The sequence below is a fragment of the Bradyrhizobium sp. USDA 4510 genome (genome assembly GCF_054059095.1).
Map to the genome: position 1 here is coordinate 7,000,001 of NZ_JBSSBT010000001.1, position 19,550 is coordinate 7,019,550.

Consider the following 19,550-nt stretch of genomic DNA (forward strand, 5'->3'; position numbering starts at 1 on the left):
GAAGTCGGTACATCGCACAGCGCTCAGCCCCTGGCGCGTGTTCGTCCGCGAAGAAAGAGAAACGAAGACGGCGAAATCCCGCCAATGGAGCTCAACAATCCTGAAACTGTTGGCCCCTGAATGTTTCTAAAACGATCCGATAGATAGCGTGAGCTGATCTGAAGGATCATCCTTAGAAAGGAGGTGATCCAGCCGCAGGTTCCCCTACGGCTACCTTGTTACGACTTCACCCCAGTCGCTGACCCTACCGTGGCCGGCTGCCCCCTTTCGGTTAGCGCACCGTCTTCAGGTAAAACCAACTCCCATGGTGTGACGGGCGGTGTGTACAAGGCCCGGGAACGTATTCACCGTGGCGTGCTGATCCACGATTACTAGCGATTCCAACTTCATGGGCTCGAGTTGCAGAGCCCAATCCGAACTGAGACGGCTTTTTGAGATTTGCGAAGGGTCGCCCCTTAGCATCCCATTGTCACCGCCATTGTAGCACGTGTGTAGCCCAGCCCGTAAGGGCCATGAGGACTTGACGTCATCCCCACCTTCCTCGCGGCTTATCACCGGCAGTCTCCTTAGAGTGCTCAACTAAATGGTAGCAACTAAGGACGGGGGTTGCGCTCGTTGCGGGACTTAACCCAACATCTCACGACACGAGCTGACGACAGCCATGCAGCACCTGTCTCCGGTCCAGCCGAACTGAAGAACTCCGTCTCTGGAGTCCGCGACCGGGATGTCAAGGGCTGGTAAGGTTCTGCGCGTTGCGTCGAATTAAACCACATGCTCCACCGCTTGTGCGGGCCCCCGTCAATTCCTTTGAGTTTTAATCTTGCGACCGTACTCCCCAGGCGGAATGCTTAAAGCGTTAGCTGCGCCACTAGTGAGTAAACCCACTAACGGCTGGCATTCATCGTTTACGGCGTGGACTACCAGGGTATCTAATCCTGTTTGCTCCCCACGCTTTCGTGCCTCAGCGTCAGTATCGGGCCAGTGAGCCGCCTTCGCCACTGGTGTTCTTGCGAATATCTACGAATTTCACCTCTACACTCGCAGTTCCACTCACCTCTCCCGAACTCAAGATCTTCAGTATCAAAGGCAGTTCTGGAGTTGAGCTCCAGGATTTCACCCCTGACTTAAAGACCCGCCTACGCACCCTTTACGCCCAGTGATTCCGAGCAACGCTAGCCCCCTTCGTATTACCGCGGCTGCTGGCACGAAGTTAGCCGGGGCTTATTCTTGCGGTACCGTCATTATCTTCCCGCACAAAAGAGCTTTACAACCCTAGGGCCTTCATCACTCACGCGGCATGGCTGGATCAGGCTTGCGCCCATTGTCCAATATTCCCCACTGCTGCCTCCCGTAGGAGTTTGGGCCGTGTCTCAGTCCCAATGTGGCTGATCATCCTCTCAGACCAGCTACTGATCGTCGCCTTGGTGAGCCATTACCTCACCAACTAGCTAATCAGACGCGGGCCGATCTTTCGGCGATAAATCTTTCCCCGTAAGGGCTTATCCGGTATTAGCTGAAGTTTCCCTCAGTTGTTCCGAACCAAAAGGTACGTTCCCACGCGTTACTCACCCGTCTGCCGCTGACATATTGCTATGCCCGCTCGACTTGCATGTGTTAAGCCTGCCGCCAGCGTTCGCTCTGAGCCAGGATCAAACTCTCAAGTTGGACTTGAAACCTTGAACCGGCTGATCACAACGTTTGACGAGGTCCCACCATTCTTCGTCGACCGAAGTCAACGAGCCGCCTGCGATTCACATCGTTGGCAGCGATGGTGTAACCTTTAAAACGTGTACCGCCGAAGTCTTTCGTCCACTCTCAGAAGTCAAAAGCCGAAGCTTTCAAGTATTCCGAGAGACGCAAGGACTCCGCCGTCCACGTTTCTCTTTCTTCATCTTCACTTGTCAAACAGCCCGGGATCCGATGACCCCACACCCTTGGAGGGTGGTTCTACCCTTCACCGGCCGACGGTGAACTTCAACCGATTTATGTCGGCTGTTGTGTCACTCATCGAAGTGAGGAGCATCAGTGGCGCGTTCGCTCGCCTTGGTCAGTGACCCGGCGGCGCCGCGCTCAGTGGTTGGTTTATAGTCCGCACCCCTCGGGATTGTCAACGGCCATTGTCAACGAATCGTCGCACGCCCAAATCGCTTGTGCAGTGCGAAGAAATTCTCGTGCTTTCCGTGGCTTAGGTCGGAGGTAAAAATTCGCCGCCCAGCCCACGCGGCAAAAAACTTTAAAAAAAGTTCGTCGCCGGGCGGCCCGTGAGGCCCTCCAAAACGGGTTCCGACCGCCCCGGGGCCGGGCGGCGCGCATCGACCTGCTTTCAGGGAAGCTTTTCCACCTCAAATGCCGCACTTGAGCCACAATCCTGCGACGTTCTGGCTATAACGAATGCATTGAACCGCTCGTAACCTGTGGGGGCTGGGGCGGTTTTTCTGGGGGACCAGGCGATTTTCTCCAAAAATCCGTCGCCTCTTCCCTTCGCGGCCGAGCAACATCGAGAGATCTGCACACCATTGACGTTCGAGATCGCGGCTAGCTAATGGCCATCGGCTTCTCGAATTCGATGCGTGTGGCTCGCCACACTGCCGCGATTCCTCTTCGGGGGATCAAGGTGGGGACGAGGACGAGCTGAGGTCGATCGCAGTTGCTGGAATTTGGGGGGATATCGGGTTGAGCCAACGGGCGTCACGCGGAAGCGGAATTGGGCGCGAGACCGGGATGATCGATCTCGGTCACGAGCCGCCGCTTTCAGTCGACGGCACCGAGGCCGCGGTGATCGACCGTCGCCGTGTCTCCGTCCAATGGTTTAGCGGCACCATTCTGACTGGACTATGTGGCGCGGCCCTGATCGGCGGCGCCGTTTTTGCGTCGCTCGACGGCGAGATGACCTTCGCCAAGGTGCCGGAGCGTGTCGAAGGCGCGCTCCGCGGCGCGTTCACCGGCAACGATCGCGTCGTCAGCCTGCACAAGGGTGACCGCCTGCCGCCGCCCAGCGAATCCTCCGCCTCCCGCAGCCTGGTGCGCGTGTCGACCGTGACCCGCGTCGGCAATCGCGACGTGATGCGGGTGCGGCCCTTCATCCGAATTTCCGGCAATCTCTCGATGACCACGAGCGACCTGTCGGCAAAAATCCCTGCGTTCAACGCGCAGCGTCTCTTGACCGATGTCGGCTCCGACACGCCGGCGGCGGCCGAGGATCCGAATGCGGCGGCCGAGCCCGACGCCGAGGTCTCGTTCGTCACCAAGGATCTCGGCTCCGTGCTGCCGAAAGCCAAGCTCGCCGCGGTCGTCGCGCTCGACGACGTGCTGATGCGGGTCCGCGACGCCGCCAACTGGCGCGGCTCCGGCGGCTCGGTGCGCTACGCTTCACTCGCCAATGCCGCGGCTGACGCGAGCGGCGCCGGCCCCGACATGAGGATGGCCTACGCCACCGAGGGCAACACCTCCGATCCCTATGCCGGCTTCGAGACCCGCGTGGTGCCGGAAAACGTCACCCTGCTGCCGAAGACCAAAGAGCAGGTCACCGGCGGCAATCCGGTCGGCGAGCGGGTTCACCTCGTCAGGAAGGGCGACAGCATCACCTCGATCCTGCGCGATCAGGGCGCAACGCCCGACGAGGCGAAGGCGATCGCCGCAACGCTCGGCCCGCGTGGCCGCGAGGGCGGCCTGAAGGAAGGCCAGAAGGTACGGATCCTGATGGCGCCGGCCGCGCCCGGACCGAATGTCAGGCTGCAGCCCTATCGCGTGATCGTCGCCAACGAATCCGTCATCGAGGCCGTCGCTGCGCTGTCCGATCTCGGCAAATACGTTGCCGTCGACGTGCAGAGCATGAACACCGTCACCGAGACCGCCGACAATTCCAGCGACGATGACGAGGATGATGGCAGCGGCGTGCGGCTCTATCAGAGCATTTACGAGACCGCGCTGCGCAACAAGGTGCCGCCGACCGTCATCGAAGACATGGTCAAGATCTACTCCTACGACGTCGATTTCCAGCGCAAGGTCCAGCCCGGCGACTCGTTCGACGTGTTCTTTGCCGGCGAGGACGAGGGCGTCACCAGCACCGAAAAGACCGAAGTGCTCTACGCCGCGCTGACCGTGGGCGGCGAAACCAAGAAATACTACCGATTCCAGAGCTCCGACGACGGCCTCGTCGACTACTATGACGAGACCGGCAAGAGCGCGAAGAAGTTCCTGGTACGCAAGCCGGTCAACAACGCGATCATGCGTTCGGGCTTCGGCGGCCGCCGCCACCCGATCCTCGGCTATGTGAAGATGCACACCGGCGTCGACTGGGCCACCGCCTACGGCACGCCGATCTTCGCGTCCGGCAATGGCGTGCTCGAGAAGGTCGGATACGAGGGCGGTTACGGCAAATATATCCGCATGAAGCATGCCAATGGCTACGAGACCGCCTACGGCCACATGTCGGCCTTCGCCAAGGGCATGGAGATCGGCAAGAAGGTGCGGCAGGGCCAGGTGATCGGCTTCGTCGGCTCGACCGGCCAGTCGACCGGCCCGCACGTCCACTACGAAATCCTGGTCAACGGCCGATTCGTCGACCCGATGCGCGTGAAGCTGCCGCGCGGCCGTTCGCTCGAAGGCCCGATGCTGGCGAACTTCGAGAAGGAGCGCGACCGGATCGAGGCCCAGATGTCCAGCCGCGGCAGCTCGCGAATCGTCTCGGACGCCACCAGTTCCACGTCGCAGACGCGCTCCACCACCAACCGCTGACGGCGGAAACCTCGCTCAGGAAGCCGTTCCATCCGGAACCATCCGCGCCCGTCAGGCTTTGTCCGCTTAGGTAAACCTTGCAGAGGAGGCGCGCATGGCAAGCCTCACCCGCGACGATGTGCTGAAGGCCGTCGGCTCCGCCGACGACGTCACGATCGCGAGGATTATCGCGTCGGGGGCGACGATCACCGAGCTTGCCGAGGCGCAAGCCTGGCTCGCCAATGACGAGCCGCTGATCAATGCCGGCAAGCCGCTGGCCACCGGCCGCGCCCGCGAGCTGGTCGATATCCTGTCCGAACTCGAGCCCGGCGAGGACGACGAGCCGTCACCGCCCATCGCCCCGCCGGAATGACGGGTCCGGCAAGATTTACGGCGCGAGGCTGGCGCAGATCAGGAACACGATCCCGATCGCGGTCAGCCCGAACGCCACGGATGCGAGCGGGAGCAGCATGTCGATGGTGGCATGGGTGCTGTTGATCGTGCTGCCCCAGACCGCGAATTCGCCGGTCCGCCACTCCCGGAACGGAATCGACCGCTGATGCAGGTTGTGCCGATCGTCGTATTTCTGCCGGATCAGCGAAAGCACCCACGGCAACAGCACCGCGACGAACAGCGATACGCTGACGAACATCAGCGACAGCTCGACGTCGTCCTGACGGTCGAACAATATCCATGCCGCCACCGCGAACCACCGGCGGCTACGCCGTAGACGCGGGGATGAAGATCGTCATAGACGGGCCGGTTATGGGCAATGAGGTCTCTGCTCATGCAATTCGCCTGCTGCTGAGGGCGACCGGAGGTGTGGCTTTGCAGGATGATGCAAGGCGGCGCGCGAATCAGCGATGCGATTCGGACCGAATACTTCCCTTTGCAGCTGCGCGGGACGTTTGCCACGCCAGCCGATCATCAGGATGAAAACGAACGCCGTCCCGAGGCGGTTTCATTAATTCGGGCTCACAAAACCGGCCGCCGAACAGGAACTCCGTCGCATGCGGCCCGCCGATGTCATGGCGATGGATGCGGCCTGTCGCCAGGCCGCATCCGGTTTCGCTATCGAAACGCTCAGTTCAGCTTGCGCTTCGAGACCGGGGCCTCGAACTGCACGATCTCGGCGGTTTTGGGCACCTGACCGTTGAAGGTCAGCACGTTGCCCTTCTCCGAGATCACGACATGATCGCCGTCCTTGACCTCGCCGGCGAGGATCATCTCGGCCAGCGGATCCTGCACGCTGCGCTGGATCACCCGCTTCAGCGGGCGGGCGCCGTAAGCCGGATCCCAGCCCTTCTCCGCGAGCCAGTCCCGCGCCTTGGGGTCCAGCGTGAGCTCGATCTTGCGATCCTCGAGCAGCTTGGTCAGCCGCGCGAACTGGATCTCGACGATACGGCCCATCTCGCTCTTCTGCAGGCGGTGGAACAGGATGATCTCGTCGATGCGGTTCAGGAATTCCGGCCTGAAATGCGCCCGCACGACGCCCATCACCTGATCGCGGACCGCCGCGGTGTCCTCGCCCTCCGGCTGATTCACCAGGAACTCCGAACCGAGATTCGAAGTCATGATGATCAGCGTGTTGCGGAAGTCGACGGTGCGGCCCTGACCATCGGTCAGGCGGCCGTCATCGAGCACCTGCAACAGCACGTTGAAGACGTCGGGATGCGCCTTCTCGATCTCGTCGAACAGCACGACCTGGTAGGGCCGGCGCCGCACGGCTTCGGTCAGGGCACCGCCCTCGTCGTAGCCGACATAGCCGGGAGGCGCGCCGATCAGCCGCGAGACCGAGTGCTTCTCCATGAACTCGGACATGTCGAGGCGGACCATCGCGGTCTCGTCGTTGAACAGGTCAGCGGCGAGCGCCTTGGTCAGCTCGGTCTTGCCGACGCCGGTGGGGCCTAAGAACATGAACGAGCCGGTCGGCCGGTTCGGATCCTGCAGGCCCGCGCGGGCACGGCGCACGGCGGTTGCCACCGCACGCACGGCTTCAGCCTGGCCGACGACGCGCTTGGCGAGACTGTCCTCCATTTTCAGGAGCTTGTCCTTTTCGCCCTCGAGCATCTTGTCGACCGGCACGCCGGTCCAGCGCGAGACGACCTGCGCGATGTGGTTGGCGGTGACCGCCTCCTCCATCATCTCGCCGCCGCTCGGCTTGCTGTTCGCTTGCGCCTCGATGTCGGCGAGCTTCTTTTCCAGCTCGGGAATCCGGCCATAGGCCAGTTCGCCCGCCTTCTGGAATTCGCCGCGACGCTGCGCATTGGCCAGCTCAACGCGGAGCGCGTCGAGTTCGCTCTTCAGCTTCTGGGCATTGGAGAGCTTGTTCTTCTCCGCGCTCCAGCGCGCCGTCAGCGCCGTCGATCGCTCCTCGAGCCCTGCGAGTTCCTTCTCCAGGGTCTGCAAGCGGCTCTTGGAGCCGGCATCGTTCTCCTTCTTCAGCGCCTCCTGCTCGATCTTCAGCCGGATGATGTCGCGATCGAGCGAATCGAGCTCTTCCGGCTTCGAATCAACCTGCATCTTCAGCCGCGCCGCCGCCTCGTCCATCAGGTCGATGGCCTTGTCCGGCAGGAAGCGGTCGGTGATGTAGCGGTTCGACAGCGTGGTCGCGGCCACCAGCGCGGAGTCGGTGATGCGCACGCCGTGATGCTGCTCGTATTTGTCCTTGAGGCCGCGCAGGATCGAGATGGTGTCCTCGACCGTCGGCTCGCTGACATAGATCGGCTGGAACCGGCGAGCCAGCGCCGCATCCTTCTCGACATGCTTGCGGTACTCGTCGAGCGTGGTCGCACCGATACAGTGCAACTCACCACGCGCGAGCGCAGGCTTCAGGAGGTTGGACGCGTCCATTGCGCCGTCGGTCTTGCCGGCGCCGATCAGGGTGTGCATCTCGTCGATGAACAGGATGATGCCGCCCTCGGCCGACGAGACCTCCTGCAGCACGGATTTCAGCCGCTCCTCGAACTCGCCGCGATATTTCGCGCCGGCGATCAAGGCGCCCATGTCGAGCGACAGCAGCTTCTTGTCCTTCAAGCTCTCCGGCACGTCGCCATTGAGGATGCGCAGCGCCAGGCCCTCGACAATGGCGGTCTTGCCGACGCCGGGTTCACCGATCAGGACGGGATTGTTCTTGGTCCGCCGCGACAGAACTTGAATCGTGCGGCGGATCTCCTCGTCGCGGCCGATCACCGGGTCGAGCTTGCCGTCGCGCGCAGCCTGGGTCAGGTCGCGGGCATATTTCTTCAGCGCGTCGTAAGCGTTCTCGGCGGTCGCACTGTCGGCGGTGCGGCCCTTGCGCAGCGCTTCGATGGCCGCGTTCAGGTTCTGCGCCGTGACGCCGCCCTTGCTCAGGATCGAGGCCGCCTCGCTGCCCTTCTCGAGCGTGAGCCCGAGCAGCAGCCGCTCGACGGTGACAAAACTGTCGCCGGCCTTGTCGGCGGCCTGTTCCGCCGCATCGAAGGCGCGCGCCAGCTCCGGCGACAGGTAGACCTGTCCGGCGCCATTGCCCGAGACCTTCGGCAGCTTGTTCAGCGCCTCTTCGGTCGCTTTCAGGATCGCTCCGGAATTGCCGCCGGCACGGTCGATCAGACCGCCGGCGAGCCCCTCATTGTCGTCCAGCAGTACCTTCAACAGATGCAGCGGCGAGAACTGCTGGTGACCGTCGCGCATTGCGAGCGACTGGGCAGACTGGATGAATCCGCGCGCGCGCTCGGTGTACTTCTCAATGTTCATTCGTTTTCCCTCGGCCTGCCGTCACCACCCATTCAGGCATGGTTCCGGCATCTTCATTGGGTTTCCGCGGGCCGCGTTGACGTTCCTCAACCAGCCTCTGGTCGTCGCCATCATTTTTCAGGCTTGCCGCAGATGTGGGCACTTGGTTCCAAAACGGAAGAGCCACAGCCTGCGATTTCGCCCGGTGAAGCTCAGCGCCGCACGATGGCGACAAGGTAGCGGCAAGGCTGAGCGGTTTCGTTACGGAAGACGATGTCCGACGGCGGACCGAGCTCGACGCGGTCGCCCGCAGCGAGCTCGTGGCGCTCCGCTCCTTCCATCAAGGTGAGGCGGCCGCTGATCACCCAGACCACCTGGCGGACCAAGTGATAGGCGCTGGCGGGGAAGCCGGCTTCCTGCCTCGCAGGCAGTTCGATCTCCACCAGCTCCAGCGGATTGGCCGGATGCAGGAACACTTGCCGCCGCAGATAGGCCGCCTTCGGATCTCGCCACACCGGCTGATCCTTGGCCCGCTGCAGGCGGGAATTTCGTGAGGCAACCTCGAACAGCGCGGCCATGGTCAGGCCATAGGCCGTGGCGATCCGCGACAGCGTCGCCGCCGTCGGGCTTGCCTCCGCCCGCTCGATCTTGCTGAGCATGGCCTTGGACACGCCCGCCCGCCCGGCGAGGTCCGCCAGCGACCAGCCGCGGCCCTCCCGTTCGGCGCGAACCCGCCGCCCGAGAGCCTCATCGGCCTTGTCCTCTATAATTGACATATCGTCTTATATAATAGACGATGGGGATCCGTTCAAGAGGCCCGTCAAGGAACCACCGATGATTATCCGCCCCGCCACAGAGCAGGACATCCCTGCGATTACCGCGATCTTCAACGAGGCGGTCGCCAACTCGAATGCGATCTGGACGGAGAAGCAGGATTCCGAGGCCGAGCGGCTGGCCTGGATGACGGCGCGGCTGGCTCTGGGCTATCCCGTGCTGGTGGCCGTCGAGGGGACGACGGTGCTCGGCTACGGCACATTCGGCGACTTCCGGGCCTTCCCGGGCTACCGCTACAGCGTCGAGCACAGCGTCTATATCCATGCCGATCATCGCGGCCGCGGCCTCGGCCGGATCATCGTCGACGAGCTGATCGCCGCGGCCACCGCGCTCGGCAAGCACGTCATGATCGCCGGCATCGACGGCGGCAATCTCGCCTCGCTGCGGCTGCACGCGCGGGCCGGCTTTGTCGAGGTCGCCCGGATGCCGGAGGTCGGACGCAAATTCGGCCGCTGGCTCGATCTCGTGTTCATGCAACGCCTGCTGGACGCTCCTGGAGCGGCGCGCGCCGACTAGTACCTTCCCGCGGGCGGCAGTTCTCCTCGCACGCCAAACAGGCTAGAGCGGGCGAATGGACAACACGCACGCTTCCTCTGCCCGGATCACCGGCATCTATCGCTACCCCGTCAAGGGTCTCACGCCCGAGCCGCTGCCGCACGCAGAGCTCAAGGCCGGCGAGACGCTCCGCTCCGATCGCCGCTATGCGATCGAGAACGGCCCGAGCGGTTTCGATCCCTCGGTGCCGAAATGGCTGCCGAAGCCGCATTTCCTGATGCTGCAGCGGGACGAGTGGCTGGCGCCGCTGCGCGCCCATTTCGACGATGACAGCCATGTGCTGACGCTGCGCCGGGATGGCGCGATGGTGGCCCAGGGCGACCTCGAGACCGCGGAAGGCCGCGCGGCGATCGAACGCTATTTCGCCAATCGTCATACCGGCCAGATCAAGGGCCCGCCCAAGGTGCTGGTCAGCCCCGGGCACAGTTTCTCCGATGTGCCGCGCAAGGTGGTCTCGATCATCAATCTGGCCAGCCTGCGGGCGATCGAGGAGATGGTGCAGGCGCCGGTCCATCCGCTGCGCTTCCGCGCCAACCTCTATGTCGAAGGCTGGCCGGCCTGGCATGAAGCCAGCCTGCTCGACCAGACCATCGCGATCGGCAGCGCCCGGGCCAGGGTGGTGAAGCGCATCACCCGCTGCGCCGCGGTCAATGTCGATCCCGACACCGGCGCGCGCGACCTCTCGGTGCCGAACACGCTGATGCAGCGTTTCGGCAACAATGAGTGCGGCATCTATGCCGAGATCATCAGCGATGGCGGCGCCGCCGTCGGCGACACGATTGCCGCTGAGGGACCTGTAGCGTCGTAGGCCGGGCAAGGCGCGTGCGCGCCCCGCCCGCTTTCGAGCGATCAGTTGGTCGGCATCACATAGGCGTAGATGCGGCCGCGCGAGACCCGCGTCTCGCGGACGCGGTGGCCGCTGTTGCCCGAGATCATGATCGGATTGCCCTTGGCATCGACGCCGGTGATGATGCCGACATGGCCGCCGCCGCGGCGGCTCATCACGGCGATGGCGCCGACCTGCGGTCCCGAAACGCGCGTGCCGTATTTGGCGAACGAGCTCGCCATGTCGGAGCCGGTGCCGCGATGGCCGGTGTGCTGCAGCACCATGTTCATGAAGCGGGCGCACCACAGGCTGGAGCGGCCGGTCGGATTGCCGCCGAGATAGCGGCGCGCCTCGGCCACGATGCCGGACGAGCCGAAGCCGCTTGCCGCAATCACGCCGCCCGTGTTGGGCACGGGGTCAGCGCTGCCGGGCAACGGCGCTGCGTTGGTTTCGATGATCCCGCCCGGCTGCGCGAGTGCGCGGCGCTCGGCGCGCGACAGCCGCGCTGCGGGCCGATAGTGATGACGGGCATAATGACGCGCGTGATGGCCGGCATGGGCCGAATGCGCGTGACGGGAATGATGCGGACGGGCGGATGCCGGTGCGGCGGAGATCACGGCGAGAGTGAGCGAACACAGAGCCAGCGCCAAAACACGAAGTGACCGGCGACACGCAAGCAACTGAACCATACTTCACTAGATCCTCTGTAACGCCCCCCAATTCCCCGTCGCGTTCCCGGGGGAACACGGCGGGTGGTTTTGAAAATCGGGATGGCGCGAGGAAGATTTCATGCGGCACTGCGGGACCAATTTCTTGGTCATTCCGCGATGATTCGATGACGAGAAAGGAACCGGAACTGCCGCATTGCGGCCTCGAAAATTAACTGCAAATCTGGAGGCGGCCAACGAGAGGAGAATTTCAATGCCCTACGCCACGACGAAAGATCATGTCCGCCTCCACTTCGAAGAGGCCGGCAGCGGAACCCCGATCATCTTCCTGCACGAGTTCGCCGCTGATCACACCAATTGGGAGCCGCAGATGCGCTACTTCGCGCGCGGCCACCGCTGCATCGCCTATTCGGCGCGCGGCTACACGCCGTCCGACGTGCCTGCGAGTGCCGACGTTTACACCTACCAGCACTTCTATACCGACGCGCTCGCCGTGCTCGACCATCTCGGCATCGCCAAGGCGCATTTCGTCGGGCTCTCGATGGGCTCCTATTCGTCGCTGCAGATCGCCCTCAACGCGCCGGAGCGCGCGCTGTCGATGACGCTGGCCGCGGTCGGCTCCGGCTCAAGCCTCGAGCATCTCGATGCCTTCCGCGCGCAGTGCCGTGCCAATGCCGAGCAATACGAGAGCATCGGCGCGGTCGAGGTCGCCAAGGTGACGCGCGAAGCGCCGAGCCGGATTCCGTTCCTGGTCAAGGATCCGCGCGGCCACGCCGATTTCTACGCCGCGCTCGCCCGCCACGACGCCAGAGGCTCAGCCAACACGATGCGCAGCTTCCAGGGCGGCAGGCCCTCGATCTACACCATGACCGACGCCATCAAGCGCGCCGCGACGCCGGCGCTGATCCTGTGCGGCGACGAGGACGACAATTGCATCGCGCCCAGCATGTTCCTGAAGCAGCATCTGCCGGCCGCCGGCCTCTCGTTCTTCCCGAAGTCGGGCCACGTGCTCAACCTCGAGGAGCCGGCGCTGTTCAACGAGATGGTCGAGCGCTTCATCGCGCTGGTCGAGGCCGGCCGTTGGCCGGTACGCGATCCGCGGTCGCTGGTGGCGGCGCCGGTGTAGTCCTGTCATTCCGGGGCGATGCGCAGCATCGAACCCGGAATCTCGAGATTCCGGGTTCACACTTCGCGTGCCCCGGAATGACGCCATGACGTCACTTCCCCTGCCCACCCCGGCTGAGCAGGAACACGCCCTGCTCGCCGAACATGTTCCACACCCACCACGGCAGGTTGAGCGGCACCGGACGGCCGTAGAGATCGAGCGCCACCGCGCGCTCCATCTTGACGTTGATCTCCTCGCAGAGCTGCACGAAATCCTTGATGGTGCAGAAGTGGATGTTCGAGGTGTCGTACCAGCTCGCCGGCAAATTCTCGGTGCGCGGCATGTGGCCCCCGATCAACAGCTGCAGCCGCATCCTCCAGAACCCGAAATTCGGGAACGAGACGATGGCGCGCTGGCCGATGCGCAGCAGATTTTCCAGCACCACCTTGGGCTGTCGCGTCGCCTGCAAGGTCTGCGACAGGATCACGTAGTCGAACGCATCATCCGGATAATTGACGAGGTCGGTGTCGGCATCGCCCTGCACCACCGCGAGCCCCTTGGCGACGCAGCCATTGACACCCTCGCGCGACAGCTCGATGCCGCGGCCGTCGATGCCGCGGCTTTCCAGCAGTTGCAGCAATTCGCCGTCGCCGCAGCCGACATCGAGCACGCGCGAGCCCGGCCGCACCATGTCGGCGACCAACAGATGATCGGTGCGATAGCCGCCGGTCCGCTCCGGCGCGATACCCGGCAAGGGCAATGTCTGCTGCATGCTCATGACCGGCCGCCGTCCTTCAGGCCGCGCGCCTTGCCTGCGGCCAGCAGGAAGGCACGGGAGATCTCGAGGAATTCGGGCACGTCGAGCAGGAAGGCGTCGTGCCCCTTGTCGGTCTCGATCTCGGCGAACGACACCCGCGCGCTCGACGCGTTCAGCGCATGCACCAGCGCGCGCGATTCCGAGGTCGGAAACAGCCAGTCGCTGGTGAACGACACCACGCAGAACCGCGTTTGGATGCCGGTGAACGCCTTCGCCAGCACGCCGTTGTGGTCGGCGGCGATGTCGAAATAGTCCATCGCGCGGGTCAGATAGAGATAGGAGTTGGCATCGAAGCGCTCGACAAAGGACGAGCCCTGGTAGCGCAGATAGCTCTCGACCTGGAAATCCGCATCGAACGAGAAGGTCGGCAGCTCGCGGTCCTGCATCCGCCGTCCGAACTTGCGGTGCAGCGCGGCGTCCGAGAGATAGGTGATGTGCGCGGCCATCCGCGCCACCGCCAATCCGCGGTGCGGATGGGTGTCCTCGTCGACATAGCGGCCGCCGCGCCAGTCCGGATCGGCCATCACGGCCTGGCGGCCGAGCTCGTGGAACGCGATGTTCTGCGCCGAGTGGCGCGTCGAGCAGGCGATCGCGAGCGTCGAGAACACGCGCTCCGGATAGGCCGCGGTCCATTGCAGGACCTGCATGCCGCCCATCGAGCCGCCGACCACGCAGAACAGCGTCGTGATGCCGAGACGATCGATCAGCATCGCCTGCGCACGCACCATGTCGGGGATGGTGATGATCGGGAAATCGAGTCCCCACACCTTGCCGGTCGCGGGGTTCAACGACGCAGGGCCGGTCGAGCCCATGCAGCCGCCGATCACATTGGAGCAGATGATGAAGTACTTGTCGGGATCGATCGGCCGGCCGATGCCGACCATGGTCTCCCACCAGCCGGGCTTGCCAGTGACGGGATGGATGTTGTTGACATGCTGATCGCCGGTCAGCGCGTGGCAGACCAAGATCGCGTTGGAGCGGTCGGCATTGAGCTCGCCATAGGTCTGGTAGGCGATCTGGAATGGTGCGAGATCGACGCCGCAATCGAGCTTGAGCGGCTGGTCCATCCCGAACTTCGCCACCAATGACGACGGATGGTCGGCCTCATGGGCGCGATCATCGCTCGGGGTTTGTGGGCTCGGTATCGGACGCACGTTGCTCATCTAGGCGACCCTGCCTCCGCGCGGGAGGGCTCGACGGACCTCAGGCCAATAAAAAACCCGGCCTGAACAAAGGTTCGGCCGGGAGCTGATAAGGTCCCCGGCCTGTTTAGCGAGTTGTTTAACGTGGCTGCAAGCCGGCCGGCTCAAATGACCACGGGACGCAGGGAACGTAGTCCCCACGCCCCCCGCCGTCAAGACAGCCCTGCCCACGGCCAATTGGTTAACCGAATGCGCAAGGCACGCCTGCGACGTTTCTCTTTGCTTTCGCTGCCCGTCTTTCCTAATCAGGGACCCTGTCCGACGCGGCACCGGGCCGCCCCGACGACAAGGTTTGAGAGCATGTCCAACCCACCCCCGTCGCCGCCCTCGCTGCAGGATCTGCGCAAGGAGATCGATGCGATCGACGAGCAGGTACACCGCCTGCTGATGGCGCGCGGCGACATCATCGACCGCCTGATCCAGGTCAAGAAGACCCAGGAGGTCGGCTCGGCATTCCGCCCGGCACGCGAGGCCAGCATGATGCGCGAGCTGGTGCGGCGTCATCGCGGCATCCTGCCGCTCGACACCATCGAGAGCATCTGGCGCGTCATCATCTCGACCTTCACCTATGTGCAGGCGCCGTTCGCGGTGCATGCCGATGTTTCGGTCGGCGAGTCGGCCATGCGCGACTCGGCGCGGTTTCACTTCGGCTTCGTGGTGCCTTACGTGTCGCATTTCAGCGCACAGGCCGCGGTCGAGGCGGTGGCGAAGTCGAAGGGCGACCTCGCGCTGGTCTCCGCGATCGCAAGCCGTACGCCGTGGTGGAATGCGCTCGAGGCCAGTGGCGCGCCGAAGATCATCGCGCGGCTGCCGTTCCTCGAACGCGCCGACCATCCCGCCGCGCTGCCGGTGTTCGTGATCTCGCGGGTCGCCGACGACGCCATGGTCACCGAAGTGCAGACCTGGAGCGTGCGCGTCTCCGGCTGGAACGCCGATGTCGCCCGGGCGCTTGCGCCGCTCGCCGAGATCGTCGCGGTCCCCGACACCGCTTTCGACGGCGCGGCGCTCCTGGTCTCGGTCACCGGACACGATTTCGAGGCCATCAAGCTCGCCCTGATCAAGGCCGGCGCCTCGGTCCGCTCGTCGGCCCTCGTCGGCAGCCACGCAACGCGCTATACGGTGCCCTCTAACGGATCGGCCAGGACCTGAAGTAAGAGCCAGCCGCCCGTCCAGGCTTTTGTTTTGACGCGTTTTCTTCACGCGAACCGGTATCCACTTCGCTCGAAAACGCTCTGTTCGGAGTTGATGATGTCCCGCCCCGTGCCGAACCCCGGCATCCTCGATATTGCGCCCTACACGCCCGGCAAGAGCCCGGTGCCGGAACCGGGCCGCAAAGTGTTCAAGCTGTCCGCCAACGAGACGCCGTTCGGGCCGTCTCCGAAGGCGATCGCGGCCTACAAGGCGGCGGCTGACCATCTCGAGGACTATCCGGAGGGGACCTCACGCGTGCTGCGCGAGGCGATCGGCCGCGCCTACGGGCTCGATCCCGACCGCATCATCTGCGGCGCCGGCTCCGACGAAATCCTCAACCTGCTGGCGCACACCTATCTCGCGCCCGGCGACGAGGCGATCTCGACCACCCACGGCTTCCTGGTTTACCCGATCGCCACCATGGCGAACGGCGCCAGGAACGTGATCGCGGCCGAGACCAATTTCACGGCCGACGTCGACGCCATACTCAAGGTGGTGACGCCGCGCACGAAACTGGTCTGGCTCGCCAACCCGAACAATCCGACCGGCACCTACATCCCGTTCGACGAGGTCAAACGGCTGCGCGCCGCGCTGCCGTCGCATGTGCTGCTGGTGCTCGACGCCGCCTATGCCGACTACGTCTCGCGCAACGACTACGAGCTCGGCATCGAGCTGGTCGCGACCACGGACAACACGGTGGTGACGCACACCTTCTCGAAGATCCACGGCCTTGCGGCGCTGCGGATCGGCTGGATGTTCGGGCCGGCGCATATCGTCGATGCCTGCAACCGTATCCGCGGTCCGTTCAACGTCACGACGCCGGCGATGCTGGCGGCGGTGGCGGCGATCGAGGACTCGGCGCATGTGCAGATGTCGCGAACCCACACCGAACAATGGCGCAACTGGCTGACCGAGCAGATCGGCAAGCTCGGGCTGAAGGTGACGCCGAGCGTCGCCAATTTCGTGCTGATCCATTTCCCGACCGACAAGGGCAAGACCGCGGCGGAAGCCGACGCCTATCTCACACGGCGCGGCCTCGTGCTGCGCGCACTCAACAATTACAAGCTGCCGCATGCGCTGCGCATGACCATCGGCACCGAGGAGGCCAACCGCCTCGTGGTCGAGGGGCTGCGCGACTTCCTGGCCGGAAAGTGACATCGTGACCACCGCCCCGCTCTTCCAACGCATCGCGCTGATCGGCTTCGGCCTGATCGGCGGCTCGATCGCGCGCGGCGCGCGCGCGCAAGGGCTGGTCGGCGAGATCGTGACCACCGCGCGCTCGGAGAAGACGCGTGCGCGCGTCGCCGAACTCGGCATCGTCGATCGCGTCGTCGAGACCAACATCGAGGCGGTGAAGGATGCCGACCTCGTCATCCTCTGCATCCCGGTCGGCGCCTGCGGCCCGGTCGCCGCTGAGATCGCGCCGCATCTGAAGCCCGGCGCGATCATCTCCGACGTCGGCTCGGTGAAGGGCGCCGTCGTCAAGGACATGGCGCCGCATCTGCCTGACGGCGTCCACTTTGTCCCGGCGCATCCGGTGGCCGGCACCGAGCATTCGGGGCCGGATTCCGGCTTCGCCGAGCTGTTCATCAACCGCTGGTGCATCCTCACCCCGCCCGAAGGCACCGATCCCGCGGCGACCGACCGATTGCGAACGTTCTGGGCCGCGCTCGGCGCCAAGGTCGAGATCATGACGCCCGACCATCATGACCTCGTGCTCGCGATCACCAGCCATTTGCCGCATCTGATCGCCTACACCATCGTCGGCACCGCCGACGAGCTGGCGCAGGTGACGGAATCCGAGGTCATCAAATTCTCCGCCGGCGGCTTCCGCGACTTCACCCGCATCGCGGCCTCGGACCCGACGATGTGGCGCGACGTATTCCTCGCCAACAAGGACGCCGTGCTCGAGATGCTCGGCACCTTCAACGAGGATCTGTCGAAGCTGACCCGCGCGATCCGGCGCGGCGACGGCGAAGCGCTGTTCGACCACTTCACCCGCACCCGCGCCATCCGCCGCGGCATCGTCGAGACCGGCCAGGACTCCGCCGCACCCGACTTCGGCCGGCCGCATGCGAATTTGGAGAAGTAGCCGGGGCGACTCTTTCCATTCGTCGTCCCGGCGAAAGCCGGGACCCATACTCCGCGGCGGGTGTGGTTGACGGGACTCGTCGTTTCAGCTTCGCGCAACGATGCAGCGAAACCCATCATTGGCGCCGCGGGCTTAAATCGATGGGTTTCGCTTCGCTCTACCCATCCTACAATTGGAGTTGCCCGTCGGATTGTGTCGCCGCAGGGCCGACCCGCCTACCGGCGGACGGAGCGAGCTGATAGCCTCCAGCAGGAAAGCCGGCGCGTCGCTGATGACAGGGAGCGATCAGATGATACTCAGTCCGGATCATGTGACTATCGCAGTGGCAGATGCCGGCCCGGCGATCGAATTCTTCGCGCTGCTCGGCTTCAAGAAGACTCACGTCGCGACCATCGACGGCGGCGTTCCCGCCCGGTACATGGGCATGCCGGCCATGAGAGCGCAGCACATCACCCTCGCACTCGAAGGAGCGGATTTCGAAATCCAGCTGCTTCAGTTCGACCCGCTCCCGGGGACCGATCCGGGGATGCACCCGACCAATCTGCGAAAGCTGGGCTTCAATCACCTCGCCTTCCGCGTCGACGACATCGAGGCGGCCACCGCGCACCTGGTGGCCAACGGTGTCACCATGCTGAGCGAGGTGATGGACTACATCAGCCGGAAGCTCCGGCTGTTCGAGGGCCCGGAGGGCATCACCTTCGAGTTGGTCCAGCGGGACGCCTGAGACTACGCTGGCCAGGGCCGTTTGCATTGCCCCAAGCGGCGCAGAATGATGTCGGCTTTTGACCCGAGCGGACCCGATCTTCGGCTAGCCCGGGCCAATATCCCGCCCCATTATCACGAGACCTCGGGCGCGCTATCATCCGGCCATTCTTTAGACAAGACTGAAGGGAGTGCTGGAGGCTGATCGCCCCTGACGGATAGCCGAGTCGGCACTCTTGGGTGACATTGGACGGAAAGGGAAACGTCAATGAACTCCACGCCCACTCCGAACCCAGTTGGATCGAACGATAGCCCGAGCGCGCGCGCCGACGAACGACTCGCGGAAGCCCAAAAGCAGATTGCGCGCGCCGATGAAGAACTCACGCGCTTGAGTGAACAGCTCGCAAGAATGGAGCGCGATGCCGCGTCCCACCCGTCGGCAAAGCCAAACCCGCCCTCGGTCGGACCCAACCCCGTTTCTTCCGGGCCCAGCCCTGCTTCTTCCGGACTTGCCTCGCAATCGCGGCCCGGAAGACCGGTATTCCGCGCCCTCACCGCCTTGTCGGTGGCAGCATGTATCGTGGTCGCTGCCCTGGCTTTGCAGTCGTCATATGGCGGGGAAGCCAAGCTGCTTGTCGCCCGTTGGGCGCCGCAGCTCGTTTCAACTCCAGCATTGCCGCCGGATGATCCGCAGCCTCCGGCGCAGCCCGCTCCACCTGCCGTTCAGGTCGCCGCGGCAGACGCCGCTCCGCCCCAAGCGACGCCGTTGCCTCAGACCGCACCACCGCAGGACGCCGCGCCGACGGCCAACACAGCCCTTCCCGATCAGACGCAGCTGCTGCAAACGATCGCACGCGACCTCGCAAATGTTGAGCGAAATATCGAGCAACTAAAGGCGAACCAGCAACAGATGGCCCGCGAGAGCTCCAAAGCCATTGAGGAACTCAAGGCGAGCCAAGAAGAAATGAAACGAGCGCTCGCGAAGGTTTCCGAGCCGAAGGCGTCACCGGCTCCGACGCAGCCGGCGCCGGCCGCGCGCAAGCCCGAGCGGACGTCTATCCCGCCATACGCAAGAGCGCGGCCTCGTATCCCGAGGGAGTGGTTCTACGACGAATGGTGACCGTCGAT

At 64.2% G+C, this 19,550-nt stretch carries 16 protein-coding genes, 1 rRNA gene and 1 riboswitch; of the genes, 10 read left to right on the forward strand and 7 right to left on the reverse strand.

Translation table 11 applies throughout. The annotated features are described in order from the left end of the window. Nucleotides 1-176: 176 nt before the first annotated feature. Nucleotides 177-1,665: ribosomal RNA gene (locus ACVMDN_RS32710) — 16S ribosomal RNA — on the reverse strand. 1,008 nt (nt 1,666-2,673) lie between these two features. On the opposite strand from ACVMDN_RS32710, the gene ACVMDN_RS32715 reads away from it, so the two are divergent. Both ACVMDN_RS32715 and ACVMDN_RS32720 read left to right on the forward strand, forming a co-directional pair. Then, entirely contained in the window at nt 2,674-4,737 is a 2,064-nt protein-coding gene (locus ACVMDN_RS32715) for a M23 family metallopeptidase (RefSeq protein ID WP_057017855.1), read from the forward strand. Between the two features lie 94 nt (nt 4,738-4,831). After that, entirely contained in the window at nt 4,832-5,089 is a 258-nt protein-coding gene (locus tag ACVMDN_RS32720; protein WP_057017856.1) for a hypothetical protein, read from the forward strand. A gap of 15 nt (nt 5,090-5,104) precedes the next feature. Here ACVMDN_RS32720 and ACVMDN_RS32725 read toward each other — a convergent pair whose 3' ends face one another. The 3 genes from ACVMDN_RS32725 to ACVMDN_RS32735 all read right to left on the reverse strand — a co-directional run bounded on the left by ACVMDN_RS32725 (nt 5,105) and on the right by ACVMDN_RS32735 (nt 9,206). Next, nucleotides 5,105-5,419, reverse strand: coding sequence for a hypothetical protein (locus ACVMDN_RS32725; protein WP_141340954.1), 315 nt, complete (start codon nt 5,417-5,419; stop codon nt 5,105-5,107). A gap of 380 nt (nt 5,420-5,799) precedes the next feature. Further along, a complete protein-coding gene (gene clpB / locus ACVMDN_RS32730; RefSeq protein ID WP_076827467.1) occupies nt 5,800-8,451 on the reverse strand; it encodes an ATP-dependent chaperone ClpB in 2,652 nt (883 codons plus the stop codon). A gap of 191 nt (nt 8,452-8,642) precedes the next feature. Next, complete coding sequence (locus tag ACVMDN_RS32735; protein WP_076827465.1) at nt 8,643-9,206, reverse strand: helix-turn-helix domain-containing protein; 564 nt, start codon at nt 9,204-9,206, stop codon at nt 8,643-8,645. A 58-nt stretch (nt 9,207-9,264) separates the two neighbouring features. On the opposite strand from ACVMDN_RS32735, the gene ACVMDN_RS32740 reads away from it, so the two are divergent. After that, nucleotides 9,265-9,780 (forward strand): GNAT family N-acetyltransferase, encoded by a 516-nt coding sequence (locus ACVMDN_RS32740; protein WP_076827463.1) that lies wholly within the window; start codon nt 9,265-9,267, stop codon nt 9,778-9,780. A 55-nt stretch (nt 9,781-9,835) separates the two neighbouring features. Next, nucleotides 9,836-10,627 (forward strand): MOSC domain-containing protein, encoded by a 792-nt coding sequence (locus ACVMDN_RS32745; protein ID WP_057017861.1) that lies wholly within the window; start codon nt 9,836-9,838, stop codon nt 10,625-10,627. A gap of 41 nt (nt 10,628-10,668) precedes the next feature. On the opposite strand, the gene ACVMDN_RS32750 is transcribed toward ACVMDN_RS32745, so the two are convergent. Next, nucleotides 10,669-11,334, reverse strand: coding sequence for a TIGR02594 family protein (locus ACVMDN_RS32750; RefSeq protein WP_076827461.1), 666 nt, complete (start codon nt 11,332-11,334; stop codon nt 10,669-10,671). Nucleotides 11,335-11,566: 232 nt separating this feature from the next. On the opposite strand from ACVMDN_RS32750, the gene ACVMDN_RS32755 reads away from it, so the two are divergent. Beyond that, the gene (locus ACVMDN_RS32755) at nt 11,567-12,439 is read left to right on the forward strand and encodes an alpha/beta fold hydrolase (protein WP_076827459.1); all 873 of its coding nucleotides are present in this window, start codon (nt 11,567-11,569) and stop codon (nt 12,437-12,439) included. Nucleotides 12,440-12,530: 91 nt separating this feature from the next. Here ACVMDN_RS32755 and metW read toward each other — a convergent pair whose 3' ends face one another. Together metW and metX are read right to left on the reverse strand one after the other, a co-directional pair. After that, a complete protein-coding gene (gene metW, locus ACVMDN_RS32760) occupies nt 12,531-13,196 on the reverse strand; it encodes a methionine biosynthesis protein MetW (protein ID WP_076827457.1) in 666 nt (221 codons plus the stop codon). Beyond that, nucleotides 13,193-14,398, reverse strand: coding sequence for a homoserine O-acetyltransferase MetX (gene metX, locus ACVMDN_RS32765; RefSeq protein ID WP_076827455.1), 1,206 nt, complete (start codon nt 14,396-14,398; stop codon nt 13,193-13,195). The genes metW and metX overlap by 4 nt, the downstream gene beginning before the upstream one ends. 85 nt (nt 14,399-14,483) lie before the next feature. After that, nucleotides 14,484-14,563, reverse strand: a riboswitch (SAM riboswitch). Between the two features lie 174 nt (nt 14,564-14,737). On the opposite strand from metX, the gene ACVMDN_RS32770 reads away from it, so the two are divergent. From ACVMDN_RS32770 to ACVMDN_RS32790, 5 genes are all read left to right on the forward strand, one after another. Beyond that, nucleotides 14,738-15,586 (forward strand): chorismate mutase, encoded by an 849-nt coding sequence (locus ACVMDN_RS32770; RefSeq protein WP_038385298.1) that lies wholly within the window; start codon nt 14,738-14,740, stop codon nt 15,584-15,586. Between the two features lie 99 nt (nt 15,587-15,685). Then, entirely contained in the window at nt 15,686-16,783 is a 1,098-nt protein-coding gene (gene hisC / locus ACVMDN_RS32775; RefSeq protein ID WP_076827513.1) for a histidinol-phosphate transaminase, read from the forward strand. A 4-nt stretch (nt 16,784-16,787) separates the two neighbouring features. After that, complete coding sequence (locus tag ACVMDN_RS32780) at nt 16,788-17,720, forward strand: prephenate/arogenate dehydrogenase family protein (RefSeq protein WP_057017866.1); 933 nt, start codon at nt 16,788-16,790, stop codon at nt 17,718-17,720. A 289-nt stretch (nt 17,721-18,009) separates the two neighbouring features. Next, nucleotides 18,010-18,444 (forward strand): VOC family protein, encoded by a 435-nt coding sequence (locus ACVMDN_RS32785; protein ID WP_076827454.1) that lies wholly within the window; start codon nt 18,010-18,012, stop codon nt 18,442-18,444. 246 nt (nt 18,445-18,690) lie between these two features. Next, entirely contained in the window at nt 18,691-19,542 is an 852-nt protein-coding gene (locus tag ACVMDN_RS32790) for a hypothetical protein (RefSeq protein WP_141340956.1), read from the forward strand. Nucleotides 19,543-19,550: the final 8 nt, after the last annotated feature.